General features: G+C 61.4%; 22 protein-coding genes. 8 read left to right on the top strand and 14 right to left on the bottom strand.

Translation table 11 applies throughout. The annotated features are described in order from the left end of the window. Positions 1-33: 33 nt before the first annotated feature. The 3 genes from rhaS to AC07O2_RS04570 form a co-directional block, all read right to left on the bottom strand. Complete coding sequence (gene rhaS / locus AC07O2_RS04580; RefSeq protein ID WP_495074553.1) at positions 34-1026, bottom strand: rhamnose ABC transporter substrate-binding protein; 993 nt, start codon at positions 1024-1026, stop codon at positions 34-36. A 140-nt stretch (positions 1027-1166) separates the two neighbouring features. Next, positions 1167-2459 (bottom strand): L-rhamnose catabolism isomerase, encoded by a 1293-nt coding sequence (rhaI, locus tag AC07O2_RS04575; RefSeq protein WP_495074552.1) that lies wholly within the window; start codon positions 2457-2459, stop codon positions 1167-1169. A 32-nt stretch (positions 2460-2491) separates the two neighbouring features. Beyond that, entirely contained in the window at positions 2492-4594 is a 2103-nt protein-coding gene (locus tag AC07O2_RS04570; RefSeq protein ID WP_495074551.1) for a bifunctional rhamnulose-1-phosphate aldolase/short-chain dehydrogenase, read from the bottom strand. 273 nt (positions 4595-4867) lie between these two features. Between AC07O2_RS04570 and AC07O2_RS04565 the strand changes: the two genes are divergently transcribed. Then, complete coding sequence (locus AC07O2_RS04565; protein WP_495074550.1) at positions 4868-5779, top strand: LysR family transcriptional regulator; 912 nt, start codon at positions 4868-4870, stop codon at positions 5777-5779. Between the two features lie 127 nt (positions 5780-5906). Next, on the top strand, positions 5907-6707 hold the full coding sequence (locus tag AC07O2_RS04560) for a CsgG/HfaB family protein (RefSeq protein WP_495074549.1): 801 nt from the start codon (positions 5907-5909) through the stop codon (positions 6705-6707). 40 nt (positions 6708-6747) lie between these two features. On the opposite strand, the gene AC07O2_RS04555 is transcribed toward AC07O2_RS04560, so the two are convergent. Further along, positions 6748-7320 carry a dihydrofolate reductase family protein gene (locus AC07O2_RS04555; RefSeq protein WP_495074548.1) on the bottom strand — a complete coding sequence of 191 codons (573 nt, stop codon included), beginning with the start codon at positions 7318-7320 and terminating at the stop codon, positions 6748-6750. 251 nt (positions 7321-7571) lie between these two features. Here AC07O2_RS04555 and AC07O2_RS04550 point away from each other — a divergent pair, with 251 nt between their 5' ends. The 3 genes from AC07O2_RS04550 (at position 7572) to AC07O2_RS04540 (ending at position 10917) form a co-directional block, all read left to right on the top strand. Then, positions 7572-8384, top strand: coding sequence for a class I SAM-dependent methyltransferase (locus tag AC07O2_RS04550; protein ID WP_495074547.1), 813 nt, complete (start codon positions 7572-7574; stop codon positions 8382-8384). A gap of 180 nt (positions 8385-8564) precedes the next feature. Beyond that, on the top strand, positions 8565-9440 hold the full coding sequence (gene yghU, locus AC07O2_RS04545) for a glutathione-dependent disulfide-bond oxidoreductase (protein WP_495074546.1): 876 nt from the start codon (positions 8565-8567) through the stop codon (positions 9438-9440). A 523-nt stretch (positions 9441-9963) separates the two neighbouring features. Then, complete coding sequence (locus tag AC07O2_RS04540) at positions 9964-10917, top strand: PAS domain-containing protein (protein WP_495074545.1); 954 nt, start codon at positions 9964-9966, stop codon at positions 10915-10917. A gap of 15 nt (positions 10918-10932) precedes the next feature. Here AC07O2_RS04540 and AC07O2_RS04535 read toward each other — a convergent pair whose 3' ends face one another. After that, complete coding sequence (locus AC07O2_RS04535; RefSeq protein ID WP_495074544.1) at positions 10933-12186, bottom strand: MurR/RpiR family transcriptional regulator; 1254 nt, start codon at positions 12184-12186, stop codon at positions 10933-10935. Between AC07O2_RS04535 and AC07O2_RS04530 the strand changes: the two genes are divergently transcribed. Beyond that, entirely contained in the window at positions 12185-13210 is a 1026-nt protein-coding gene (locus AC07O2_RS04530) for a LacI family DNA-binding transcriptional regulator (RefSeq protein ID WP_495074543.1), read from the top strand. The genes AC07O2_RS04535 and AC07O2_RS04530 overlap by 2 nt on opposite strands. Before the next feature lie 27 nt (positions 13211-13237). On the opposite strand, the gene iolG is transcribed toward AC07O2_RS04530, so the two are convergent. The 7 genes from iolG to AC07O2_RS04495 form a co-directional block, all read right to left on the bottom strand. Further along, a complete protein-coding gene (iolG, locus tag AC07O2_RS04525; protein WP_495074542.1) occupies positions 13238-14248 on the bottom strand; it encodes an inositol 2-dehydrogenase in 1011 nt (336 codons plus the stop codon). An 84-nt stretch (positions 14249-14332) separates the two neighbouring features. Continuing rightward, positions 14333-15115 carry a TIM barrel protein gene (locus tag AC07O2_RS04520; protein ID WP_495074541.1) on the bottom strand — a complete coding sequence of 261 codons (783 nt, stop codon included), beginning with the start codon at positions 15113-15115 and terminating at the stop codon, positions 14333-14335. 36 nt (positions 15116-15151) lie between these two features. Further along, entirely contained in the window at positions 15152-15937 is a 786-nt protein-coding gene (locus tag AC07O2_RS04515; RefSeq protein ID WP_495074540.1) for an ATP-binding cassette domain-containing protein, read from the bottom strand. Next, positions 15934-17007 carry an ABC transporter permease gene (locus tag AC07O2_RS04510; protein WP_495074539.1) on the bottom strand — a complete coding sequence of 358 codons (1074 nt, stop codon included), beginning with the start codon at positions 17005-17007 and terminating at the stop codon, positions 15934-15936. The genes AC07O2_RS04515 and AC07O2_RS04510 overlap by 4 nt, the downstream gene beginning before the upstream one ends. Positions 17008-17110: 103 nt before the next feature. Continuing rightward, entirely contained in the window at positions 17111-18091 is a 981-nt protein-coding gene (locus AC07O2_RS04505; protein WP_495074538.1) for a sugar ABC transporter substrate-binding protein, read from the bottom strand. Positions 18092-18157: 66 nt separating this feature from the next. Beyond that, a complete protein-coding gene (locus AC07O2_RS04500) occupies positions 18158-19189 on the bottom strand; it encodes a sterol desaturase family protein (RefSeq protein ID WP_495074537.1) in 1032 nt (343 codons plus the stop codon). 509 nt (positions 19190-19698) lie between these two features. Beyond that, positions 19699-20766 carry a tartrate dehydrogenase gene (locus AC07O2_RS04495; protein WP_495074536.1) on the bottom strand — a complete coding sequence of 356 codons (1068 nt, stop codon included), beginning with the start codon at positions 20764-20766 and terminating at the stop codon, positions 19699-19701. A gap of 97 nt (positions 20767-20863) precedes the next feature. Here AC07O2_RS04495 and AC07O2_RS04490 point away from each other — a divergent pair, with 97 nt between their 5' ends. Then, the gene (locus tag AC07O2_RS04490; RefSeq protein ID WP_495074535.1) at positions 20864-21781 is read left to right on the top strand and encodes a LysR family transcriptional regulator; all 918 of its coding nucleotides are present in this window, start codon (positions 20864-20866) and stop codon (positions 21779-21781) included. Positions 21782-21981: 200 nt separating this feature from the next. Here AC07O2_RS04490 and AC07O2_RS04485 read toward each other — a convergent pair whose 3' ends face one another. After that, entirely contained in the window at positions 21982-22242 is a 261-nt protein-coding gene (locus AC07O2_RS04485; RefSeq protein ID WP_495074534.1) for a hypothetical protein, read from the bottom strand. 154 nt (positions 22243-22396) lie between these two features. After that, positions 22397-23323, bottom strand: a complete 927-nt coding sequence (locus tag AC07O2_RS04480) for a hypothetical protein (protein WP_495074533.1) — start codon at positions 23321-23323, stop codon at positions 22397-22399. Between the two features lie 233 nt (positions 23324-23556). Between AC07O2_RS04480 and AC07O2_RS04475 the strand changes: the two genes are divergently transcribed. Further along, positions 23557-24312, top strand: coding sequence for a sulfite exporter TauE/SafE family protein (locus tag AC07O2_RS04475; protein ID WP_495074532.1), 756 nt, complete (start codon positions 23557-23559; stop codon positions 24310-24312). Positions 24313-24373: the final 61 nt, after the last annotated feature.

Here is a 24373-nt window from a genome sequence, read left to right as displayed (position 1 = left end):
GCGAAAGATGCGCAGCACTGCAGCCTGGGGGTGTTAAAAGAACTTCGCAAACTTCTCTACGTTGGTGGCATCGTAGGTGAAGGGTTCCGACATGGCGGCTTCGCTGTTCGCATCCAGCGTCACGGTGCCCACACGGCCCAGAGACACTTTTTCACCCGGCTTGCCGGTCACCTTGCCGGAGATGAACTGGCTGGCTGCGTAGATGGACGAGTAGCCCAGGTCGATAGGGTTCCAGATGGCGAAGGACTTGACCGCGCCGCTCTTCACATGGCCGGCCATTTCAGATGGCAGGCCCAGGCCCGTTACGAATACGCTGCCGACTTTCTTCTCATCCTGCACAGCCTTGGCTGCTGCCGCTACGCCCACGGTGGTGGGGGCGATGATGGCCTTCAGGTTGGGGTAGCTCTTGAACAGGCCTTGGGCTTCGCGGTAGCTCTTGTCGGTCTGGTCGTCGCCGTAGACCACGCTAACTAACTTCAGACCCTTGTAGGCGGGCTGGGCCAGTACTTTCTTGGCTTCGTCGATCCAGATGTTCTGGTTGGTGGCCTGTGCGGTAGCGGACAGGATGGCCACTTCACCGGTGGAGCCTACGGCGTCGGCCGTCATCTTCACCAGTTTTTCGCCGATCAGCGGGTTGCTGGAAGGGCTCAGGTGCATCATGCGGCCGTCTTTGCGCACTCCGGAGTCGAATGAGATGACCTTGATGCCGCGGTCCATGGCGCGCTTGAGCACCGGTGCCAGGGCGTCGGGGTCGTTCGCCGAGATGACGATGGCCGAGACTTTTTGCGCGATCAGCGAGTTGACGATTTCGATCTGGCCTTCGGCCGTGGCCTTGGCCGGGCCGGTGTAGATGATTTCCACATTCTTCAGCTCTTTGGCTGCTTCCTGCGCACCCTGGTTGGCCGCGTCAAAGAAGCCGTTGCCCAGGCTCTTCACCACCAGGGCGATCTTGTCCGCAGCAAATGCCGGACTGGCCAAGGCTGCGCTCAATGCCACGGTCAGCAGGGTTGCGATTTGTTTCTTCATGCTTGTCTCCTGGATGTCGTTGTTGGTATCAAAAATTGGCCTTAACAATGGAGTTATGGCCGGTGTCGCTACCGGCGCTACAGCTGGGGAGCTGCGCGCCGGTCTCGATGGGGTGGCGCTGTGCTGGGGGCACAGCTACCTTAAACAATGCCGCTGCTGGGGCCGCTGGCGGGGCGAATAGTTGCCATGTCAGTGCGGTAGCCCGAAGCTCTGTAAGTTGCCACCGGGTCGGCAGCGCCGCCGGCTTCGATGCGGATCTTTTGCAGCAGCGGGGTCACGTCGGTGTGGAAGGCCGCCTTCAAGGTCTGCGCCGCCATCAGCACGTCGTTGCTGTCCTGGTAGCCGGTGAGGGCCGTGCGGTCGACCAGCAGGGCCTGGGCGTAGCAGCGCTGCACGGTGACGGCGCTGGTCATCAGGCTCTCGATCGGATCGGTCACGTTGTGCGACTGGTCCAGCATGTAGGCGGGGTTGAAGTTGGGCGCCTTGCTTTGCGCCGCGTCGACCAGTTCGTTGAACACCAGGAACAGCTGGAAGGGGTTGATGCTGCCGCTGTCCAGGTCGTCGTCGCCGTACTTGCTGTCGTTGAAGTGGAAGCCGGCCAGCTTTTGTGCGTGCACCAGGCGGGCCACGATCATCTCGATGTTCGTATTCGGCGCGTGGTGGCCCAGGTCCACCAGGCAGCGGGCTTTCTCGCCCAGGCTTTGCGCGGCCAGCAGGCTGCTGCCCCAGTCTTGGATGACGGTGGCGTAGAAGGCCGGCTCGAACATCTTGTGTTCGAGGAACATATTCCAGTCGGCTGGCAGGGCCGCGTAGATCTGGCGGTTGCTGTCCAGGTAACGCTCAAACTGGCGGCGGAAGTGGCTTTGGCCGGGGAAGTTGGAGCCGTCGCCAATCCACACCGTCAGCGCCTTGCTGCCGATCTGCTTGCCGATCTCTATGCATTCCAGGTTGTGCGCCACGGCTTGGGCGCGCACGCCGGCGTCGGCATGGGTCAGGCTGCCGAACTTGTACGACAGGGGCTGGTCCTTCTGGTCGGAGAAGGTATTGGAGTTGACCGCGTCAAAACCCAGGCCGAAGGACTCGGCATGCTGGCGCAGCTCGGAGTAGTCGCTGACCTTGTCCCATGGGAAGTGCGGCGACACAGTGGGTGTGCAGCGCACCAGTTGCTGGATCACGCCGCAGTCCTGGATCTTGTCGAACACATTGCGCGGCTCGCCCTTGCCGGGGAAGCGCGCGAAGCGGGTGCCGCCGGTGCCCACGCCCCAGCTGGGTACGGCCACGGCGAACTTCGCCACCTCGGCCTTCAGCGTGTCGATATCCACGCCGCGGCGGGCCAGTTGCTCGCCCAGGTGTTTGTAGTCGGAATCGATGCGGGCGCTCGCAGTATGTGCGTTGTCAGCTATTAATTCAGGAGCAATATTCGTGGTGGTCATGGCTGTCTCTTTGTATTTGTGCAATCGTCGAATTAACGCGGGAATGCGGCGAGATTACCCGCATCCACGTTGATGATGTTGCCGGTGGACTTGGCGGCCAGGTCGCTGGCCAGGAAGTAGGTGGCCTCGGCAATGTCTTCGGGGAAGACGCTGCGTTTCAGCATGGAGCGGTCGCGGTAGAAGGCTTCGAGTTCTTCTTCGCTGATCTTGTTGGCGGCGGCGCGCTCCTGGCTCCAGGCGCCCGTCCAGATCTTGCTGCCGCGTATCACCGCGTCGGGGTTGACCACGTTGGAGCGTATGCCCAGCGGTGCGCCTTCCAGTGCGAAGCTGCGCGACAGCTGGATCTCGGCCGCCTTGGCGGCGCAGTAGGCGCTGGCCTGGGCGCTGGCCACCATGCCGTTCTTGCTGGCGATGTAGACCATGGCGCCGCCAATCGCCTGGGCCTTCATCAGGCGGAACGCCTCGCGGCCCACCAGGAAGTAGCCGGTGGCCAGGATATTCTGGTTGCGCATCCACAGCGCCAGGCTGGTGTCTTCGATCGGTGCGGCCGAGGCGATGCCGGCGTTGGACACCAGGATGTCCACACCACCGAATTCCAGTGTGGCCTGCACATAGGCGTTGATGACGGATTCCTCGGAAGTGACGTCGCAGACCACGCTGCGCACCACGTCCTTGCTGTAGCGCTTGGCCAGCTCGGCGCGGGTGGCTTCCACGGCTTCGGTGTCGATGTCCAGCAGGGCCACGCACGCGCCTTCGCTCAGCATGCGCTCCACAATCGCGCGGCCAATGCCGCCAGCGGCGCCGGTCACCAGGGCCACCTTGCCGACCAGGGGCTTGGCCTTGGGCATGCGCTGCAGCTTGGCTTCTTCCAGCAGCCAGTATTCGATGTCGAAGGCTTCCTGTTCGGGCAGGCCGACATAGGTATCGATGGCATTGGCGTCGCGCATCACATTGATGGCGTTCACATAGAACTCGCCGGCGATGCGGGCCGTGGCCTTGTCCTTGGCAATCGACACCATGCCGATGCCGGGCAGCAGGATGATCACGGGATTCGCATCGCGCAGGGCCGGGCTGTCGGCTCGCTTGCAGCGCTCGTAGTAGGCAGCGTAGTCAGCGCGGTAGGCGACCAACTTCTCGTCCAGCGCGGCGGCCAGGGCTGCACCTTCCAGTTGGTAGACCTCGGCTTCCAGAATCAACGGGCGGATCTTGGTGCGCAGAAAGTGGTCCGGGCAGGAGGTGCCCAGGGCCGCCAGCGGCACCAGGTCGCGGCTGTTGACGAATTCCATCACCGTGGCCTGGCGGTCCACGTGCATCAGCTTGTGGCCGCTCTTGCTGGCCAGGCCGCGCAGCACCGGCAGCACGCGGGCCAGTGTGGCGTCTTGCTCGGCTTGTGGCAGCGACTCACGTGCGGCGCCACCAAAGCTCACCGCCTTGCGGGCCGTGCGTTCGCGGCCCAGCCAGTTTTGCGCATGGGCGATCACGCCCACGGTGTTTTCATAGCAGCTCTTGGCGGTGTCGCCCCAGGTGAACAGGCCGTGGCCGGCCAGCACCAGGCCGCGCTGGTCGGGGTGGGCGGCCTGGTAGCGTTGCAGCATCAGGCCGAGTTCGAAGCCGGGCTTGCGCCAGGGCAACCAGCCCACCGTGCCTTCAAAAATCTTGGCGGTCAGTGCTTCGCTATTGGCCATGGCGGCAATCGCAATCACCGCATCGGGGTGCATGTGGTCCACGTGGGCGAAGGGCAGGTAGGCGTGCAGAGGCGTGTCGATGCTGGCGGCGCGCGGGTTCAGGTTGAAGGTGCAGTGCGGCAGGTAGCCCACCATCTCGTCTTCAAACTGCGGGCCGCGGTAGAGCTTCTGCAGCGCGTTCAGCTTGTCCATGTACAGGGTGCTGAAGCCATCGAGCTTCATGGAGCCCACGTCGCCGCCTGAGCCCTTGACCCACAGCACGGTGGTGTCCTGGCCGCTCAGCGGGTCTTTTTGCACCAGCTTGGCCGAGGTGTTGCCGCCGCCGTAGTTGGTGATGCGCAGGTCGGAGCCCAGCAGGTTCGAGCGGTACAGCAGCAGGCCGGGTGCATCCAGCGTGGCGGCGTGGGCGTCGTTCCAGGTAGGGAAGGGGGCGATGGTGGTGTTGGACATGGGCAGGCGAGTGGTGGACAGGAGGGCACAAGGGGTTGCGATGGGCTGAAGTCTAGGTAGCGCCATGCATATAGACAACACATAGGTTTTTATGTTTTGGCAAAGTTTTGCTTATACTTTTGGCCTGCCAGGGCATGGGTTTGCTGGGGAGCGCTATAGGGTTCAAATGCTGCACTGCAGCTTAGGGAAACCCCCTGCAAGCCCCTGCGGAACCTGTCGATTTGCCTACCCGTTCACCGCCCGGTTTCCGGGTGAAACCCTGTACTGCTTTGCATGAAAAACGCCACCCTGCGCCAGTTGCGGATTTTTGAGGCCGTGGCCACCAGCCTCAGCTACTCGCGCGCCGCCGAACAGCTGCACCTGACCCAGCCTGCCGTGTCCATGCAGATCAGCCAGCTGCAGGAGGATGTGGGCCAGCCGCTGTTCGTCAAAACCGGCAAACGTCTGGTGCTGAGTCCGCCGGGCGAAGCCTTGCTGCGCCACACCCGCCGCATCCTCGACCAAGTGCGCATCGCAGACGAGGCCATGGCCGCCAGCCGCAGCGGCGAGGGCGGCCTGCTGCACCTGGGCGTGGTGCCCACCGCGCACTATTTCGCGCCGGCGCTGCTGATGGCCTTCAAGGCGCGGCACCCGGGCATCCGCTTCAAGCTGACGGTGGAGCGGCGCGAGAAGATTCTGGCCATGCTGCAAGAGCACCAACTGGACGTGGCCATCGGCGGCTACCCCCCCAGCGAGGCCGATGTGGAGGCTGAAACCTTTGCCCGCAACCCGCACTGCATCGTCGTCCCGCCCAACCACCCGCTGGCCGCGCGGCGCAAGCTGACTTGGGCCGACCTGCGCACCGAGGATTTCATCTTCCGCGAGCCCGGCTCGGCTACCCGGCAGTTCCTGGAGCACCTGCTGCAGTCGCAATCGCTGCAGGTGAATGTGTCGATGGAGCTATCCGGTAACGAGACCATCAAGCAAGCCGTGATGGTCGGTATGGGCATCAGCTTTTTGTCGGCCCACGTGTTCCAGGTCGAGCTGGCCGCCGGCATGCTGGCGGTATTGGATCTACAGGACATGCCGAAGATGCTGGACTGGTGCCTGCTGCACCGCCGCGATGCCGTGCCGTCGGATCTGGGGGCGGCGTTTCGGGACTTTGTGCTGGCGGACGGGGCGGGGTTTGCGGCTTGCAGGATTTAGCAAACTGGTCGCGCATTCCTGGGCCCGTGGTAGATGCAATTCGTAACAAACGATTGTCCGGCCTAGGGGGCTGTAGTCCCATAGGCTGCAGGTACCATCCGTGCCGAACTTTATTTAGTCCCTACCTATGAACCGATCTGCTCCCGTTCTTGTTGCCGCTACCGTAGTGATGGTCTTGCTTGCTGCTTGCAATAAGCCTTCGGGTATTGAAACCGGCAATGCCGGTGGCTTGGCGACAGGCGCCGCTGGGCAAAAGCAGTCCACGGGCGAAACACGCAAGATTGAAAAGTGCGATGCTCCGTTGGCCACGCTCGGCGTGATCGAAAACCCCAACGGCTACACCTATACCAGCAGCGCGGGCGGGTTGCCCAACTCGCCTGTGCCTTTGGTGAGATTGATGCTGCAGCAAAGCGGCTGCTTCCGTGTGGTGGACCGTAATTTGGGGCTTAAGGGCACGAAGCAGGAAATGGACTTGCAGGAGTCGGGTTTGACCCGCAAGGACAGCACGGTGAACCCGCGCGGCCATGTGCTGGAAGCCCAATACGTGCTGACACCCACCTTGGTGTTTTCGGAGCAGAACGCTGGCGGTGGGCTGGAAGGCATCCTGGCGCGTATTCCGTACATTGGGCAGTTCGCGGGTCTGGCCGAGAAGGTGAAGTTCAAGGAGGCCCAAGTGGTGCTGACCCTGACCGACTCGCAAACAACCGAGCAATTGGTGAGCGCCGAGGGCTCGGCGCGCGCCACGGATTTGGGGACTGCGGGCCTGATGATCGGCGCTGCCGGTGGTGGTGGCGCGGCCGGTTGGACCAATACCAACGAAGGCAAAGTGATTTCGGCCGCGTTCCTGGATTCGGTCAACAAAATGATCCCCCATGTGCGGGAGTTGGTCGCCAAGTCCATGCCCGACCGTGTGGCGACAAAGAAATAATGCGCCGTAGCTAGGGCCGTCTTCGTGGCTGCTCTCGCGGTCACTCAGTACTGTTTGTGCTGGGTGAAGGAACTTGGTAGCGCAATTCCGCAAAGCCCGGGCCGATCTGCTTGACTGAAACCAGCTTCAGCGAAGGACTTGTCTGTCGGCGGGGAAATAGCGGTTTGCCTTTGCCAAGAGTGACGGAGCCTATTTGAACGATCACCTCGTCGAGCAGGCCGGCGTCGTGAAATTGGCCTGCCAAGTCGCCGCCGCCGACAACCCAGATATTCTTGCCTCCAGCGGCTTCGCGCATGGCGGCGTGCACGGAGCGCACATCTCCACATGCGAAGTGCAGTTTGGCTCCCGGAACTGGCGGCAACACCCTGTGGGTGAAGACCCAGGTTGGTTGCACGTATGGCCAGGGAGCACCTGTTTCGGCTTCAACAGTCTGCGCGTGGCGCAGCATCCATTCATAGGTGGCCGAGCCCATGGCCAACGCGCCAACTTCAGCGATGAAAGCCGGGTAGCCCGTTTCGTTGATATCACCCAGCGGGAATAGCCAGTCGAGGGAATCATCTTCGGTGGCGATAAATCCGTCGAGGCTCGTCGCCGTGTAGTACTGGGTCTTCATGGAATTGCCTTTGATAGCGTTAGGATTTTTGACGCCGAACGTGAGCTAAACGGAAAACCCTGGCCAATACATCCGGCGTATGAATTTACATCGAGGGAGAAGGGGGCACGCACCATAGCCTCCAGATCCTAAAACCATGTTTCGGAATTCATGCAGCTGACCTCATATTCGCGGGCCTATGCATTGACGAGCCCAGCGTGCGGGGCCACTATGGCGCATTGTCACCATTTAGGTACTTGCTAGGAGGCTCTATGGCTGAAAGCGACAAGGTATTCGCGGGCTCTATCCCGAAGTTCTACGATACGCTGATGGTGCCCCTGATTTTCGGGGGCTATGCTGCCGATACAGCGGAGCTTGTCGCCGGCTTTTCGCCCGGCGCGGTGCTGGAGACGGCTGCCGGCAGTGGCGTGGTAACGCGGGCGTTGGCGCCCCAGCTGCGTGCCGACGCGCACTATGTGGTGACCGACCTGAACCAGCCCATGCTCGACTATGCTGCCGCCCGGCAGGGGGCCGACAGCCGCATCGCATGGCAACAGGCTGACGCGCTGGCTCTGCCGTTCGACGATGCCGCGTTCGATGTGGTGTGCTGCCAGTTCGGTGCGATGTTTTTCCCGAACCGGGTCGCCGGCTACGCCGAGGCACGTCGCGTGCTGAAGCCCGGCGGGCGCTTCGTCTTCAGCGTCTGGGACCGTATCGAAGAGAACGCCTTTGCCGACGACGTCACCAGGGCCGTCGCCACGGTGTTTCCGCATGATCCACCACGCTTTCTTGCCCGCACGCCGCACGGTTACCACGACGTCGCATTGATCCGCGAGGAATTGAGTCGTGCAGGGTTTATCGACATCGAGATAATGACCCACGAGAAGCTGAGCCACGCACCCTCGGCACGCGACGCTGCCACAGCCTATTGCCAGGGCACGCCGCTGCGCAATGAAATCGAGGTGCGTGATGCCAGCCTGCTGCAGCTGGCCACCGACCGTGCGACTGAGGCGATTGTCAGCCGCCACGGTGTAGGCCCGGTGGCCGGGAAAATCCAGGCGCATGTGATCGTGGCGGCGGGATAGTGAAGTCTCGGCACAAGTCCCTTGCCAGTCCGACCAGCCCTCGCAACGAAGGCCGGTATTTGAACTGCGCTGCTCTAGCGCTTACCACTTTCCCCCAAAACCCTAAACCCCCGGGGGCATCGCACAGCCGTTAACCTGCCATCTATTCTGTTTTGATCCACACCATTTCAAAGAAACCGCATGACCGATACCAATGCCTACATGCCACCCAAAGTCTGGACCTGGGACAAGGAAAACGGTGGCGAGTTCGCCAGTATCAACCGGCCGATCTCCGGTTCCACCCACTACAAAGAACTGCCAGTTGGTAACCATCCGCTGCAGCTGTATTCGCTGGCCACGCCGAACGGAATCAAGGTGACGGTGATGCTAGAGGAGCTGCTCGCCTTGGGCCACACCGGTGCTGAATACGACGCCTGGCTGATCCGCATCACCGAAGGCCAGCAGTTCGGCAGCGGCTTTGTCGAGGTCAATCCCAATTCCAAGATTCCTGCGCTGATGGACCGCAGTGGCGCCGAGCCCGTGCGCGTCTTCGAGTCGGGCGCCATCCTGCAGTACCTGGCGGAGAAGTTTGGCGCTTTTCTGCCTGCCAGCGGTGCGGCGCGGGCCGAGTGCCTGTCGTGGCTGTTCTGGCAAATGGGCAGTGCGCCGTTTCTGGGCGGCGGCTTTGGCCATTTTTATGCTTACGCTCCGGCCAAGTTCGAGTACCCGATCAACCGCTATGCGATGGAGGTCAAGCGCCAGCTCGACGTGCTGGACCACCGCCTGGCCGAGCACGGCTACCTGGCGGGTGACGACTACAGCATTGCCGACATTGCGGTGTGGCCCTGGTACGGCGGCCTGGTGTTGGGACAGCTGTACGGCGCGGCCGAGTTCCTGAGCGTGCACGAATACACCCACGTTGTGCGCTGGGCCCGGCAGATCGCCGCGCGTCCGGCGGTGCAGCGCGGGCGTATGGTGAACCGCGCCTGGGGCGAGTCGTCCGAGCAGCTGCACGAGCGCCACGCGGCCAGTGATTTCGACACGCAGACGCAGGACAAGCTGGCCGCCAAGGGCTGAGTTCCCGCGGCCCGATACGGTGCACGGCATCGCTGACGGCCACACACATATTCCAACAATAGAGGCCACTGGCGTACGTAAAACCTGCGGTAGCCGCTATGCATTGCGTAGCAAGGCGCGCAATGCGGCGCCATCGGCCTCGCCGTCTGCGTTGTGCCCAGCAATCGCCGGTGGAGTGTGATCAAGCCTGTGGCCTCCGATGCGGCCGGCTCTGCGGGCGTTTTGAGCCTGTAATATGTCCTTAGAACGTCATCTATTAAAACGACCTCCAGCGCATGTCTTACCTGCGCTAGCAGCTATCTAAAAGATAGTAAAACAGCGTTTTTCGGCTGGCTGGCAATGGCTTATTGAAGAGCCGCATGCAAGTTTGCGTAACCAAGCTGCACAAAGCTTGCTTACACACATACACTGGCATTTAGCTGGGCGAAACAGGCAGATAAGAGCTGAAGAACCTGGTAGCGCCCCGGGATCGCCGCACGGCAATGCGGCTTGGTACCAAGAAAGGGGGAATATCTTGGACATTATGGACAGACGTAACGGCGGCCGTGCTGCCGGTGGGCAAGGGCTTCATCGCCGGGTGAGCGACCGACATGGCGATGCATCCGTACAAGCGCTGCCCATTCACATCACTGACGAGCATGGCGATATGCACCACGCCATGTACACCATGCACCTCAGCCAGCAAGAGCTGGAGCGCCAGAACCAGGAGCTGCTGCACAGCCAGGCCCTGACAGATGCTTCGCGCACGCATTACCTGGATTTGTTTGACCAGGCGCCTGTGGGCTATTTCAGCCTGAATGAGCACGGGGTGGTGCACGACGCGAATATTGCGGCAGCCTTGTTGCTGGGGCTGGCACGTAAAAACCTGGTGGGCCAGCGCATGCACCGCTTTGTGGAAGTGGCGCAGCAGGATGCTTTCCATGCCTATCGTAGGCGCCTGGTTGATACCGGTGTGCCTCAGACCTGCGATCTGCAGATGACCAAGGCAGACGGCGGCCGCTTGTGGGTGCACGTGGTGGGCGTCGTGGCCCGGGATGCCGCGGGCCAGTCTGTGCAGCGCCTGGTGCTGACCGATGTGACGGTGGAGCATGCCGCCCTGGCCGCGCTACGCGCCAGCGAGGCACGCTACCAGGCGCTGGTGGAGTGGTCGCCAGATGCAATATGCGTGTATCGCGCTGGCAAGATCATTTTTGCCAATGCGGCTGCTGCTGTCTTGCTGGGCGCTACGGATGCCCGCGCGCTGCTGGGGCAGTCACGCCTGGAGCGACTGCACCCTGATTACCACGCCGCCGCCATGGTGCGTCTGGCGCAGGCCAGCCAGGTCCATGTACCCTCGGCTCCGTTCGAGGAGGTGCTGCTCCGCCTGGACGGAAGCGCCGTGCCGGTGCAGGTGCAAAGCATCACCACGGTGTACGACGGCGCACCCGCGGTGCAAGTCAGCATGCGCGCAATTGCGGTTGCCAAACCCGCGCACTAGCGGACTGCGGAAGGCTTAGCGGGCGCTGGCATGCGCAAGCAATGCCGCGCACAACGCATCCACTAGGGCAAAAGCACCATGGTTGGCCGGCGACTCGGCTGCACCGGGGACGTTCAGACTGAGGTCTTGCGCGTCCGCAGATGGTGTCGCACCGGTTTGCATGCGGATCCACCTCAGCTTTGCGTTGCCGCGGCGCTGTGGCATGGCGCGAGGCCTGTGCGCGTGTTCAGCCAAACACACTTCCAGCACCACGGATTGCGCGGGTGCGCAAGCCATCAGGGGAGCCAATTGCTCCGGTCCGGCCAATGCCGTGCGCGTCTTCAGCGCCGCCAGTCGGCTGGTGAGGTAGCTTGCCACGGCCAAGTCGCCCGGCCGTGCCGGACATACTGCGATCTGGGGCGCTGCGTACAGGGCCAGTACAACCTGCAGGAAGAAGGCATGTTCCACCATGGCGCGTACGGCGTGCATGTGCCGTGCCCAGCGGTCTAGCTCTGCCAGTGCTACGCTGGCTTCGGGGCTGGCTGCTTCAGCGTTCGGCAAGAAGGCCAGCTTCAGATCGTGGAAGCCGATGAATCCGTAGCGCTTGGCCACACGCACGATGGTGGCCGGAATCGTATGGGCTTGCAGTGCCAGTGTCTTGATGCGCTGCTGGTGCAAGCTGCTGCTTTGGTGAAGCAGGTGCTCGGCCACGTTGCGCATCTTGGGGCTGAGCCGGGGTAGGTCCTGGCGGATGCGAGCGATCAGCGCGTCGCCGAAGATGTCTGGCCCCTGGTGTTTGGGTGGGCGGTGCAGAGGTGCTTCTAATGGCTGTGTTTCCGCCCTGCCTGCAGCAGGCAGCACCTGAAGAAAGGCCACCTTCAGGTCACTGAAACCGTTGAAGCCGTAGCGCTTGGCCAGGCGGACGATGGTGGCTGGCGCGGTATGGGTTTGCTGGGCCAGGTTCTGTATGCCTTGCATGTGTAGGCTGGCGCTGTGCTGTAGCAGGTGTTCTGCCACTTTGCGCATTTTGGGCTTGAGCAGGGGGATGTCGTTCTGTATCCACTCCTCCAATTCGCGGCCCAGTGCCACGGGCTCGATTTTGCTTGGGCGTGGCGTGGGGCGGCTGATGTCGTGCAGGCCGCACAGGCCGCGTGCCATTTGCTCCAATGCGTTGTTGGCATGCGCCACAGGTTGTGTTGGCGCAAGGCCCGGGACCTGGTAGTCCGGCGGTATCTCCAAGGGGGGCTTTGCTAAACTGCCCAGGCCCAGCCCCAGAACCCGAGTGCCCATGTCCTCCGCTCCTGCAGATAAACCGCCCAAGAAAGTGACCGCAAGCGACGTGGCCAACCGGGCAGGCGTGTCCAAATGGACGGTGTCGCGCGCATTTACCGATGGCGCGTCGGTGGCGCCCAAGGTGCGAGAAAGCATCCTAGCGGTCGCCAAAGAGCTGGGCTACACGCCCAATTTGCTGGCCCGCAGCTTGTCCACACGGCGCTCCAACTTGGTTGCCCTGGTGGTGGACGAGCTGGCCAATCCGAACCTGCTCAAGCTGCTGAATGAAGCCACCCGGCAATTGCAGGCGCGGGGCTATAGCTCCATGCTGCTCAATATCAGCCAGGAATACGGGCCAGAAGAGGCCTTGCGTCTGGCAGACCAGTTCCAGGTGGACGGCATCATGTTTCTGGGTACCACGCTCAAGAGCGAGCTGGTCCATCTGGCGCAGAACATCAAACACATTCCTCTGGTGGTGTTGATGCGCAATACCGGGCAGGCCGGTATTCCGTTTGTCAGCACCGATGGCTTTTCTGCCGGGGTGGAAATCGCCGAACTGTTTCTGGACCAAGGCCAGCAGCGCATTGCCTACATGGCGGGTCCCATGTCCGAGCGCACCGAGTTGCGCCGCCAGGAAGGCTTCAAGCACGGGCTGCACAGCCGCGGGGTGGATTTGTGTGCTGTGTTGGAAACGGCGCACTACAGCCGCCAGGAGGGCATGCAGTCCCTGCTGCGCTATATGGAGTCCACGCCACGCAGCGAGCGCATGGAGGCCCTTTTTTGCGAGAACGACATCCTGGCCATCGGTGCGATGGACGCCCTGGTGACGGCCAATGCGGTACGCAAGATCGCCATCGTCGGGTTCGATGACATCGAATTGGCCGGGTCCCCCAGCTACGAGCTGACCACCTTTCGGCAGCCCGTGGACCATCTGGTATCCGAAGGCATTCGCCGCATGTTTCCAGATGAAAAAACGCCCCAGGGCTCGGTGCTGGCCCCTGGGGCGCTGGTGCTGCGTGCTTCGCATCGGCGGCAGGCTTAGCGTGGGTGTTTAGCCTGCGTACCGCAATCAGGCGGATACGGGACGGCCGTTCTTGAGTTGCACGGTCTTGCCCAGGCGGGCGGACAGCGTGGCAGCCTCTGCCACGGCCAGTGCATTCACGCCATCTTGCAGGCTTACGGGCAGGGCCGACTCGGTGCTGATGGCCTGCACAAAAGCGCGCCACTCGGCCTCATACGAGCGCATATAGCGCTCCAGGAAGAAGTATTCGGGCTTGGCGCCAATGGCACCTTGCACGGTGGTCTTGGTGATGCTGCTCTCCAGCATATTGCCGGCTTGCAGCAGGCCGTCGGAGCCCAGCAACTCGATGCGCTGGTCATAGCCATAGACGGCGCGGCGGCTGTTCTTGATGACGGCGATGCGGCCATCGGCAAAGTGCAGGGTGATGACGGCGGTGTCCACGTCACCGGCTTCGCCGATCGCCGGGTCCACGATGCTGCTGCCCACGGCGGTTACGGCCACAGGTGCAGCGCCAAAGATCCAGCAAGCCATGTCAAAGTCGTGGATGGCCATGTCGCGGAACAGGCCGCCCGACACCTTGATGTAGCTGACCGGCGGTGGGGCCGGGTCGAACGAGGTGATGGACAGCAGCTCGCCCTTGCCGATTTCGCCTGCGTCGAATGACTTTTTGAGGGCGGCGAAGTTGGGGTCGAAGCGGCGGTTGAAGCCAATCATCACCGGGCGGTGGTGCTTGGCTGTGGCGGCCTGGCAGGCCAGTGCGCGTTCCAGGTCCAGGTCCACCGGCTTTTCACATAGCACGGCTTTGCCGGCGGCGGTGGCGGCTTCTATCAGGCTGGAATGCGTGTCGGTGGAGGTGGCGATCAGCACCGCATCGATGCTGGGGTCGGCAATGATCTCTTCGGTGCTGCGTGCCTTGGCGCCGTAGGCGGCGGCCAGGGTTTCTGCGGCTGCGGGGTGGAAGTCCGAAATAGCCACCAACTGGCTTTGCGCGTTGGCGGCAATGCTTTTGGCGTGTACGTTTCCGATGCGGCCTGCGCCCAGAAGTCCGACTTTGATCATAGAGTTCTCCAAAAAAGTAGATGCAGATCCGGCGTTCAAGCCGGTTGCGAGGGGGTTAAGAATGAAAGGGGAAAGATGTGGGGTTCAGAGCGTGAAGGCGCTGCGGAAGGCTTCCAGTGCGGCTTCCGGGTCACCGCTGGCAAAAGCCTCCATGCCCACCGGGCCGCGGTAGCCCATGGCAAACAGGGCGCGCGCAACACCGGCGTAGTTGATTTCGCCCGTGCCGGGCTCCTTGCGGCCTGGCACATCGGCCACCTGCACCTCGCCAATCCAGGGCAGGCAGGCGCGGCACAACTCAATCAGATTGCCCTCGCCGATTTGTGCATGGTAGAGGTCCAGGTTCAGGCGCAGCCGTGGATGGTTCACGGACGACACGAGCGCCAGCGTATCTTCAGCACGCCCAAAGGGAACGCCGGGGTGGTCCAGCGGCAGGTTCAGGTTCTCCAGCGTGAAAACCACGCCTTCTTTGTCGGCCATGTCGGCAATGCGGCACAGCGTGTCGCGGGCCTTGAGCCACATCGGGCCAGTGACCGTCGTGCAGGGGGTGACCGGCAGGCCGCGATCGCCCAGGCCGGTGCCGTGCAGGTTCAGGCGCGCTACGCCCAGGCGTTTGCCCACTTGGGCGGTCTCGCGCGCGGTGCGCAGTAGCTCGTCCGCGCCCTCGTCGTCAGTCAGGCGGCCACGCAGGTAGCCATTCATGATGGAGAAGGTGGCACCTGATTTTTCCAGCATGGCCAGATCATGTTCAGGCCAGTTCCACAGGCCGACCTGGAAGCCCAATTCGGTCAGGCGTTTGACGCGCCATTCCATGGGTTTGTCGCGCCACAGCATTTCGGCGCAGGCGGCGAGGGTGAAGGTGTGTGTCATGTTCAATGTCAGTCAGGGTCAGGTTTAAGGGAAAAGTTAGAGGTGGCTTTCGATTTCTGCTTCCAGCGAGGCCATGGACTCGCCGCCGGCCATCAGGTCGGTCACTTCTTCCCGGGTTTTTTCGCCCTTGCGGAAGTCGGCCGCCTTGGCGCCCCGGATCAGCACCGCAAAGTGGTCGCCCACGGTCAGCGCGTGCATCACCTGGTGCGTGATGAAGATGACGGCAATGCCTTTGCTGCGGGCTTGCAGAACAATGCGCAGCACGTGTGCGGCTTCCTTCACGCCCAGGGCGGCGGTGGGCTCGTCCAGAATCAGTACGCTGGCGCCGAAGTGCACGGCACGGGCAATCGCCAGCGCCTGCCGTTCGCCGCCAGACAGGCCGCCCACCAGGCGGTCACCGTCCGTGATGCGGGTGATGCCCAGCTCGCGCATTTCGCGTACGGCAATCTCGTTGGCCCGCTTGCGGTCGAACACTTCGAACGGACCCCACTGCTTGGTGGGTTCCGCGCCGACGAAGAACGAGCGGCCAATGCTCATCAGTGGGAAGGTGCCACCGAACTGGTGCACGGTGGCAATGCCGTGGTCGCTGGCATCGCGTGGGGTGTTGAAGGCCACGGGTTTGCCATTCATCAGCATCTCGCCTGAGGTGGGCTTGTGTACGCCGGACAGCAGGCGGATCAGTGTGGACTTGCCGGCGCCGTTGTCACCCAGCAGGCAGAGTACTTCACCGGCTTTGACGTCCAGGGAAATGTCGTGCAGTACATCTACCGGACCAAAGGATTTGTAGACGTTTTTGAGCTGTAGCAGAGGTGCGGTAGTCATTTGCTGGCCTTTGGTTTAGCACGTGGTGCGGAGTGGCTCAACGCCATGGTGCGGAAGGTGTTGTTCAGAAGTACGGCGGCCAGCAGCAGCACGCCGATGATCAGGCTGGCCCAGTTGGCGTCAAAGCCGGTGTAGTAAATGCCTTGGTTGACGATGGCGAAGGTCATGGTGCCCAGCACAATGCCCATCACCGAGCCATAGCCGCCGGTCAGGATCACGCCGCCGATCACCACTGCGATGATGGAATTGAAGATGAACGATTGGCCAGCCGATACCTGCGCACTGTTGTACAGAATGGCCTGGCACATGCCCACGAAGGCGGCACACAGCCCGCTGGCCATGTATAGCGCGATGTTCAGTTTGTTGGTGGGGATGCCAGCGTTGCGGGCGCTGACCTTGTCGCCGCCCAGGGCCAGAATCCAGTTGCCGTACTTGGAGTGGCTGAGGATGTAGCTCACAAACAGCATGGCCGCCACCCACCACAGCAGGATGACTTCAAACTTGCCGTCGATGAAGTTGCCAAACAGCATCTTGGTGATGGGGTCGCTGTTCAGCGCCACGCTGGTGCTGCCCGCCACGATGACAGACAGACCCAGCGTCAACCCGGCCACCGCAAACAAGGTGGCCAGCGTGACCACGAAGGACGGCAGCTCGGTGCGCACGATCAAGTAGCCGTTGAGCCAGCCAATTGCAAGGCCCAAGCCCAGCGCCGCAGCAATGCCCACCGGCATGGGCAGGCCATAGTGGCCGCTGACGATGGCAATGGTCATCGAACTGGCCGGAATGGTGCTGCCAATCGACAGGTCCAGGTGGCCGGCGATCATCAGCAAGCCCACTGGCAGGGCGATAATGCCCAGCTCGGCGGCGATGTTCAGCCAGCTGGCCGCGCCGCTGGCCGACAGAAAGGTCTCGCCACCGAAGATGGCAAAAAACACGAAGACTAAGACAAGACCGATGAAGGAGCCGGTTTCCGGCCGCCGCAGCAGGTTGCCCAGGGAGAACCCCGGCTGGGCACTGCTTGCTTCGGCTTGGACCCCGATCGGCGGGGGAGGAATGGTTTTCGAGTTCATGGTGTCAGTCGTTCGTGCATTGCAAAAAAGTAATCAGCGGGCAGGGGGCCTCGCGGTGGAATAAGCCGGCCCAGGCGGCTGCCCGGGCCGTTTTCGGTCAGGCTTAACGCGCGCCTGCCGCTGCACCGGCCAAGGTGGCATCGACGTTGGATGCGTCCACAATGCCGGGGCCGGTCAGGATGGGTGCGGTGGGCACTTTCAGGCCGTATTGCACGTAAGCGTTCAGCATGGAAACCGCCAAATAGCCTTGCAGATAGGGTTGCTGGTCGATGCAGAACAGCTGCGTGCCTTCTTTGAGACGCTGCAGGTTGGTCGGGTCGATGTCAAAAGTGCCCAGCTTGACCTGCTTCACCAGACCTGCCTGACTGATGCCGGTGGCCGCGCTGGTAGCGTCACCGGCGGCGATGGTGATCAGGCCGTCCACCGTCTTGTCCTTTTGCAGCGCGGCCTTCACGGCCTGGGCCACGGCGGTCGGGTTGCCGAAGGCCGACGAGGGCAGTGGCAGCTGCGTACCCTTGCCGCCGTTCTTGGCCATGCCATCGGCCATGCCCTTGCAGCGCGCTTCCTGGTTGGTGGAGCCGGGTTGGGTGTTCACGCACAGCACGTTCTTGACACCGTGCTTGGCAAAGTATTCGCCACCGCCAAAGCCTGCCACGTACTCTTCGCTGCCCACATAGTTCTGTGCGCCCAGGCGCTTGGCGGCATCCATGCCACCCGAGTTGTAGATGATCAGCGGCACGCCAGCGGCGACCACTTCCTTGAAGGCCGCGTCCATGGCTTCGGGAACCCAGTCGGGGCCGACGATGGCGTCCGGCTTCTGGCTCAGCGCGGTGCGGATCAGCTTGGCGGCATCGGGGCCCAGGTTGTCATAAGTCTGCGGGCCCAGCCAGGTGACGCTGCCACCCGCGGCCTTGACCACCAGGGCGGCGTCGTCCGCGCCCTTTTTGACGCGGGACCAGAACGGATCATCGGCCTTGCCGCCAATGACAAATATCTTGGCGCCGGCGGCCATGGCCGTGCTGGCAGTGCAGGCCACCAGGGCGGCTACGGCGATTGTTTTCAACATGTTTTTAACTGTTTTCATCTTGTGCTCCTCTTTCTCTGTTTAGGTGGGCGGGGCACGGAGTGCGTGCACCGTGTAAGGCGTGGTTTATTCGGTCGGGGACGGTTGTGCCTCCTTTCGGGCATTCATCTTTGCCAGCTTCTTCTGGTAGCGCTCCTGCATGCGCAGCTCGCCTTCCTTGGAGCCGTCGTGCCAGGTGCCGCACCATTGGTCCAGGGGGACGAGGCCGTCGCCGCCAAAGTTCACGTCGAAGTACTTGTGGTGCAGGTAGTGCGTATAGGCATGGCTGTCCATGGCGCTGTCTTCGCCCAGCTTCAGCTTGTCGAAGCCCAGGTGGCCGTTGATGGCACCAAAGCCGGCCATGTGCAGCTGGAACATCGCCACGATGGGGTTGGACGGAATCACCAGATGCCACAGGGCAACCGCGTGGTAAAGAAAACCTTCGACCGGGTGCATGCTCAGCGACGACCAGGGGCTGGGGTTCACCGAGTTGTGGTGTATGGCGTGTACCCATTTGTAGACGCGTGGGGAGTGCATGGCACGGTGGATCACGAAGAAGTGCACTTCGTGGATAGCCGGTGCTATGAACATCAGCAGCGCTAGGTAATACGGGTTGTCGGTCCACTGCACCCAGGGCACCAGCCCATTGGCAAAGCACCACACGAAGATGATTTCCACCACCGTCCACAGCGGAATGGTGATCAGAAAGCTGCGCAAGAAGTTGTCGATGTTCTGGCTTTTGAACCAGAACACATCGGACGGTTGCTCCTTGGGGAACTTGTGGTGATACTTGAAGCTTTTGCCCTGCACCTGCCGGCTGTAGTAGCGCCACTCAAAGAATCCATAGAACACCAGGCCGGCTGCCAGGTTGACCGCCAGCAGGTACAGCGTCCAGCCCCAGGAGATGGTCTTCATGGTCTGCACATCGGGCAGCACGTAGTACCACCACACCAGCGCCGTGGCGATGTGGAACAAATTCCATGGCCACACATAGCCGGGCAGCCATTTCAGTACCTTCAGCAGGTTCGGCGGCGAGGACCAGAACGGTGCAATGCCCGGATGCTGGTTGGGCGCCCAGTCGCCCCGCTTGTTGCGTTTACCGAAAAGAAGATCGTCCATGGCCATACGTGATTCATTCCTAAGCAAGTGTTTCGGGTAGTTATGCTGTTGTTTTGCACCCGGTTGCATTGCAATGTAATACTGAAATGAAATTTGTTTTCTAGGTGTTTTCCCGTGTGGAAAATTTATTGCATTTGCCAGGGCCAAAGCTGGCAAAGAGCTGTCTGGTTTTCCCTCCTCCATTGGAGCGGCGCAGGTATACGCGGGGTGATCGTCAGCCTAAAGGTGCTGCAGCAGGACCGCGAAGATGGCAGGGGTTAGACCAGATGTGTTTCACCGTGTGGGAGTCAGTCATATGGGTTTTGACTGGTTTGTGGGATGGACGTGCAATCGGGTGCATTGCGTCTTGTCACCCATCGACACCGGCAAGCGCAGTGCATTTACATAAGAAAATAGCCGCTTGCGCAAGATTTACCTGCGCAAGCAGCTATGAAATAAATAGCAATATGCGGAGCCTGCAGGGTCGGTGCCACCCTGGGCATTCAATGGCCCGCAGGCCGCACCCGCTGCTATGCCAGCAGCGCGGCAATCGCCATGCCCATCTCGGTGGTGGACGCGCTGCCCCCCAGGTCGGCGGTGCGCGGGCCGTGGGCCAACACTTGTTCTATGGCCCGCAGGATGGCGTCGTGCGCCTCGCGGTGGCCCAGAAAGTCCAGCATCAGCGCGCCCGACCAGACCATGGCCACCGGGTTGGCGATGTTCTTGCCCGCAATGTCTGGCGCCGAGCCGTGCACCGGCTCGAACAGCGAGGGAAAGCTGCGCTCCGGGTTCAGGTTGGCCGACGGCGCAATGCCTATGGTGCCGGTGCAGGCCGGGCCCAGGTCAGACAAGATGTCGCCAAACAGGTTGCTGGCCACCACCACGTCGAAGCGGTCTGGCTGCAGCACAAAGCGCGCGCTGAGGATGTCGATGTGCTGCTTGTCCACGGCCACCTGCGGGTAGTGCTGGTGCATGGCGTCGGCCCGGCCGTCCCACCAGGGCATGCTGATGGCGATGCCGTTGGACTTGGTGGCCACGGTGAGCTTGTGGCGCGGGCGGCTTTGCGCCAGCTCAAACGCGTACTTTAGCACCCGGTCCGCGCCGAAGCGCGAGTACACCGACTCCTGGATGACGATCTCGCGGTCTGTGCCCACATACATCACACCGCCCAGGTTGGTGTACTCGCCTTCGGTGTTTTCGCGCACCACGAAGAAGTCGATGTCGCCCGGCTTGCGCCCGGCCAAAGGGCAGGGCACTCCCTCAAACAGGCGCACCGGGCGCAAGTTGATGTACTGGTCGAACTCGCGGCGGAACTTGAGCAGCGAACCCCATAGGGACACGTGGTCGGGCACGGTGTCTGGCCAGCCCACGGCGCCGAAGTAGATGGCGTCCATTCCCTGCAACTGGGCCTTCCAGTCGTCGGGCATCATCTGGCCGGTTTGGGCGTAGTAGCCGCAATGCGCCCAGTCGAAATGCTGGAACTGCAGCGCAATGCCAAAGCGCTGGGCGGCAGCCTGCAGCACGCGCAGGCCTTCGGGCATGACTTCCTGGCCAATGCCGTCTCCGGCGATGACGGCGATCTTCAAGGGCTGGGGCATGGTGTTCTTTCTGTGTAGCGTGTAGAAGGTGGCTGGATTTTTAATTGGCCACGATAAATTTACAATCCGCAAGGCGTGAACTCACTATCAACACTTCGTGCATAAAACACTGAACAACGACGACCTGCGCGTTTTCACCGTGGTGGCGCGCAAGGCCAGTTTTGCGGCCGCGGCGGACGAGCTGGGCACCTCCGTGGCCTATATCAGCAAACGCATCCGCCTGCTGGAAGAAGCCCTGGCCGTGAAGCTGCTGCAGCGCACCACCCGCCGCGTGGTGGTGACGGAGGAGGGCGAGCGCGTCTTCCACTGGGCCGGGCAGATCCTGGACGGGGTGGAGCAACTGGTGCAAGAGGTGGGCCTTACCAAAGGCAGCCCGCGTGGCACTTTGCGTATCAGCACCAGCTTTGGTTTTGGCCGTAACGTCGTGGCGCCCATGCTGTCGCGCATGCACGAGCAGTACCCCGAGCTGCAGCTGCGGCTGGAGGTGCTGGACCGCCTGGTGGATGTGGCCGCCGAGGGTTTCGACCTGGACGTGCGGGTGGGCGACGAGATTGCCCCCCACCTGATCGCCCGCCGCCTGGCCAGCAACCGCCGCGTGCTGTGCGCCGCCCCGGCCTACCTGGCCCGGCGCGGCACACCGCGCACCCTGGCCGACCTGGCTGGCCACGACTGCCTGGCCATCAAGGAGCGCGACCACCCGTTCGGTGTGTGGCGGCTACGCACCGGCGCCCAACAGCAACTGGCCAAGGTGACCGGCCCGCTGTCCACCAACCACGGCGAGATCGCGGTGCAGTGGGCGGTGGACGGGCGCGGCATCGTGCTGCGTTCGCTGTGGGACGTAGGGCCGCTGTTGCAGTCGGGCGCACTGGTACAGGTGCTACCCGCCTACGACCAGCAGGCCGACGTGTGGGCCGTATACCCGGCCCGCCTGACCACCTCCGCCAAGGTGCGGGTCTGCGTGGAGTATCTGCAGAGTTGCTTCGATGCCTTACCGCAGAGTGCTGGTGCTGCGTAATTGATAGCTGCTGGCGCAGGTTTTATCTGCGCTGGGGGCTTGTTTGGCTTGAGTCTGTTGGGTGGTGTGTGTATTGCGGACATCATGGCCTGTCACTCTGTCGTCGGTGAGTATTTCGCTGGTGCTGAATGTCGGCTTAGGAGGAGTGAACTTCGATGTGGACACGCAGTTAAACAATTCGGGAATTAGAGGCTGCTGGCTTACCTAGCAAATGGAGCAGCGCCGGCAAGCATCATTAAGAAGCCAACAAAGGTCAGGGCCAGTAATGCACAAAATGTAAGAACTCCACACGCAATTTTGTTCTGAACAATCAATAGACCTGCTCCGAGCCCTATGAACGTTACGGGCATGAATATCTGCAAACTACCGTTTCCCAGGTTGAGCTTCACGAGCAGTAGCCTGATAGCAATGCCGAGAAAGATCATGATTGCTGAGAGTGAAAAGAAGAAGATACGAAACATGGAGATGCCAGGTTGCAGTGTTCTTGCGAGTTGACAAGGATTTCGCCCTACGCGTAAGCGGCAGCATATGGATGACTATTGTTGAAGCCGCCCAGGGTCCAACGGCAATTTGTGCGATACAGATTGCAAGCCTGTAATCAGTCCGACATTCAATTCACGAAATCTTGTTCAGCTTGGCAATCGCTCGTTTGTACGAGTCCTCAACACCTAGATTCTCCTGCATTGCCGACAGGACTCGTATCCTCGTTGATTCAAGGTTTGTGTAGATTGCTTGAGGCAATGGTTTTAAGAGTTGGATGCCAACTGTCCTTGATTCAAACTCTGTCTGACGAAGTTCTTTGAAGTCGTAGCGCCGGGGCGCAATCTGTTGAAAAGCAGGGTCAACCACTAGCAGAGAAACTAATCTACGATAGGCTTCGAACGATTCGCCGGTGGTGAACAAGCGCCATTCCCGGCTACTCTCGTCATTCTGTCTCGGAATGAAAGCAAGAATTGATTGCTGGAGTCCAGGGCCAACACTTTGTGGATTGAGCGCACGGGCAATTTTCCAGAGTGCAGGCCATTGCCGAACCTTCGCCTGGAACGCAATTTCTTCGGAATTCCATTTACGAATCTTCTGGTTAGAAAGAGCATCGTTCCATACATCACCTACTGGGATCGCGTAGTACTTCGCAAAGGCGTCAGTTACTCTAGGGGCTTGCTTCGCGACCGCTGAATCAACGTCTCGACATAGATCGAAAACGATGTCATCGAAATCCTGCAGAATCGATTTGACCTGAGGCAACGGCATTTGTGGCATGCGTACAGTGACAGAGCCATCCACGCCTAAACGTTCGAGTAGGTGAGGCGCGAGGGCGGTTTCAGCTAAGACTAGACATAAGTCAGATGAAACCATAGCGGGAGGAGAAACCATTGCTGCTAGGTCGATACGTGACGCGGAGTTCGCCGATGGGATGTTGAGGGACACCAGCAGGCTAACGAGCCAAATTTTTAAGCAGCGGCGCAAAACAGGGACCGTATGCTTCACTCGCTGGCCAAAAGTATGTTTCGTACGGCTTTGGTTGGCTTTAAAGGTTTGCATTTTTAGGTGTTAAGAAAGAAGAAAGCGTTGCTCAGATACTCGTTTCTGGCCGATAGTACCAATTTGCTCTCACCATTTCACATTTCGCTGGATACAGGTCAGCATGGTCAAAACCATCCCATTTGCGCACGACCGGTCAACGATTGTCTTTACCGCTGCTCCATCAGACCGGAACACGCAGCCAGCCCATTGTTCACAATAGCCCGTTTGGCAACTCTGCTGGAGGGAACGCAATGGATTCGGTGTATGCCGTAGTTGTGGTGGGGGCAGTGGTCGCGGGCTTTGTGCAGGGCTTGTCTGGCTTTGCCTATGGGTTGGTGTCCATGTCGTTCTGGGTGTGGACGCTGGAGCCGCGGCTGGCGGCGGCGTTGGCGGTGTTTGGCTCGCTGACGGGACAGGTGATTGCCGCCGTATCGATGCGCCGAGGCTTTGACATCCAGGTTTTGCTGCCCTTTGTGCTGGGGGGGTTGCTGGGCATACCACTGGGTGTGGCCTTGCTGCCGCGCATGGACATGGACTGGTTCCGCCTGGTGCTGGGTTGCCTGCTGGTGCTGTGGTGCCCGGCCATGCTGATGGCGCGGCAGCTGCCCCGGGTCACGGTGGGTGGTCGGCTGGCCGATGGGCTGGTGGGGCTAAGTGGCGGGGTGATGGGCGGCCTGGGTGGCTTTACCGGCGTGCTGCCCACGCTGTGGTGCACCTTGCGCGGCTATGAGAAGGACGCGCAGCGGGCGGTGGTGCAGAACTTCAACTTGTCCATGCTGCTGGTCACCATGGGCAGCTACCTGGCGGCGGGCGTGGTCACACGGGCCATGTTGCCCATGTTCGGCCTGGTGGCCTTGGCCATGTTGGTGCCCACGCTGCTGGGCACCCGGCTGTACATAGGTATTAGCGGGGCGGCGTTTCGCAAGATCGTGCTAGGCCTGTTGACAGCCTCCGGCGTGGCGATGCTGGTGTCTGCCGTGCCCAAGCTGCTGGCACGTATTGCCTGATTTTTTTGCTATGGAATGAATAGCTGCCAGCGCAGATGTTATGTGCGCTGGCAGCCTATTT

The organism is Rhodoferax sp. GW821-FHT10B06 (assembly GCF_059415605.1).
The sequence above is the reverse complement of the archived record's forward strand: the minus strand, read 5'-3'. Positions and strand labels throughout refer to the sequence as shown.

What these genes read in the sequence shown, in the direction of transcription:
- rhaS (WP_495074553.1), bottom strand. Translation starts at nt 1,026, where the DNA reads ATGAAGAAACAAATCGCAACCCTGCTGACCGTGGCATTGAGCGCAGCC.
- rhaI (WP_495074552.1), bottom strand. Translation starts at nt 2,459, where the DNA reads ATGACCACCACGAATATTGCTCCTGAATTAATAGCTGACAACGCACAT.
- AC07O2_RS04570 (WP_495074551.1), bottom strand. Translation starts at nt 4,594, where the DNA reads ATGTCCAACACCACCATCGCCCCCTTCCCTACCTGGAACGACGCCCAC.
- AC07O2_RS04565 (WP_495074550.1), top strand. Translation starts at nt 4,868, where the DNA reads ATGAAAAACGCCACCCTGCGCCAGTTGCGGATTTTTGAGGCCGTGGCC.
- AC07O2_RS04560 (WP_495074549.1), top strand. Translation starts at nt 5,907, where the DNA reads ATGAACCGATCTGCTCCCGTTCTTGTTGCCGCTACCGTAGTGATGGTC.
- AC07O2_RS04555 (WP_495074548.1), bottom strand. Translation starts at nt 7,320, where the DNA reads ATGAAGACCCAGTACTACACGGCGACGAGCCTCGACGGATTTATCGCC.
- AC07O2_RS04550 (WP_495074547.1), top strand. Translation starts at nt 7,572, where the DNA reads ATGGCTGAAAGCGACAAGGTATTCGCGGGCTCTATCCCGAAGTTCTAC.
- yghU (WP_495074546.1), top strand. Translation starts at nt 8,565, where the DNA reads ATGACCGATACCAATGCCTACATGCCACCCAAAGTCTGGACCTGGGAC.
- AC07O2_RS04540 (WP_495074545.1), top strand. Translation starts at nt 9,964, where the DNA reads ATGGACAGACGTAACGGCGGCCGTGCTGCCGGTGGGCAAGGGCTTCAT.
- AC07O2_RS04530 (WP_495074543.1), top strand. Translation starts at nt 12,185, where the DNA reads ATGTCCTCCGCTCCTGCAGATAAACCGCCCAAGAAAGTGACCGCAAGC.
- AC07O2_RS04535 (WP_495074544.1), bottom strand. Translation starts at nt 12,186, where the DNA reads ATGGGCACTCGGGTTCTGGGGCTGGGCCTGGGCAGTTTAGCAAAGCCC.
- iolG (WP_495074542.1), bottom strand. Translation starts at nt 14,248, where the DNA reads ATGATCAAAGTCGGACTTCTGGGCGCAGGCCGCATCGGAAACGTACAC.
- AC07O2_RS04520 (WP_495074541.1), bottom strand. Translation starts at nt 15,115, where the DNA reads ATGACACACACCTTCACCCTCGCCGCCTGCGCCGAAATGCTGTGGCGC.
- AC07O2_RS04515 (WP_495074540.1), bottom strand. Translation starts at nt 15,937, where the DNA reads ATGACTACCGCACCTCTGCTACAGCTCAAAAACGTCTACAAATCCTTT.
- AC07O2_RS04510 (WP_495074539.1), bottom strand. Translation starts at nt 17,007, where the DNA reads ATGAACTCGAAAACCATTCCTCCCCCGCCGATCGGGGTCCAAGCCGAA.
- AC07O2_RS04505 (WP_495074538.1), bottom strand. Translation starts at nt 18,091, where the DNA reads ATGAAAACAGTTAAAAACATGTTGAAAACAATCGCCGTAGCCGCCCTG.
- AC07O2_RS04500 (WP_495074537.1), bottom strand. Translation starts at nt 19,189, where the DNA reads ATGGACGATCTTCTTTTCGGTAAACGCAACAAGCGGGGCGACTGGGCG.
- AC07O2_RS04495 (WP_495074536.1), bottom strand. Translation starts at nt 20,766, where the DNA reads ATGCCCCAGCCCTTGAAGATCGCCGTCATCGCCGGAGACGGCATTGGC.
- AC07O2_RS04485 (WP_495074534.1), bottom strand. Translation starts at nt 22,242, where the DNA reads ATGTTTCGTATCTTCTTCTTTTCACTCTCAGCAATCATGATCTTTCTC.
- AC07O2_RS04480 (WP_495074533.1), bottom strand. Translation starts at nt 23,323, where the DNA reads ATGCAAACCTTTAAAGCCAACCAAAGCCGTACGAAACATACTTTTGGC.
- AC07O2_RS04475 (WP_495074532.1), top strand. Translation starts at nt 23,557, where the DNA reads ATGGATTCGGTGTATGCCGTAGTTGTGGTGGGGGCAGTGGTCGCGGGC.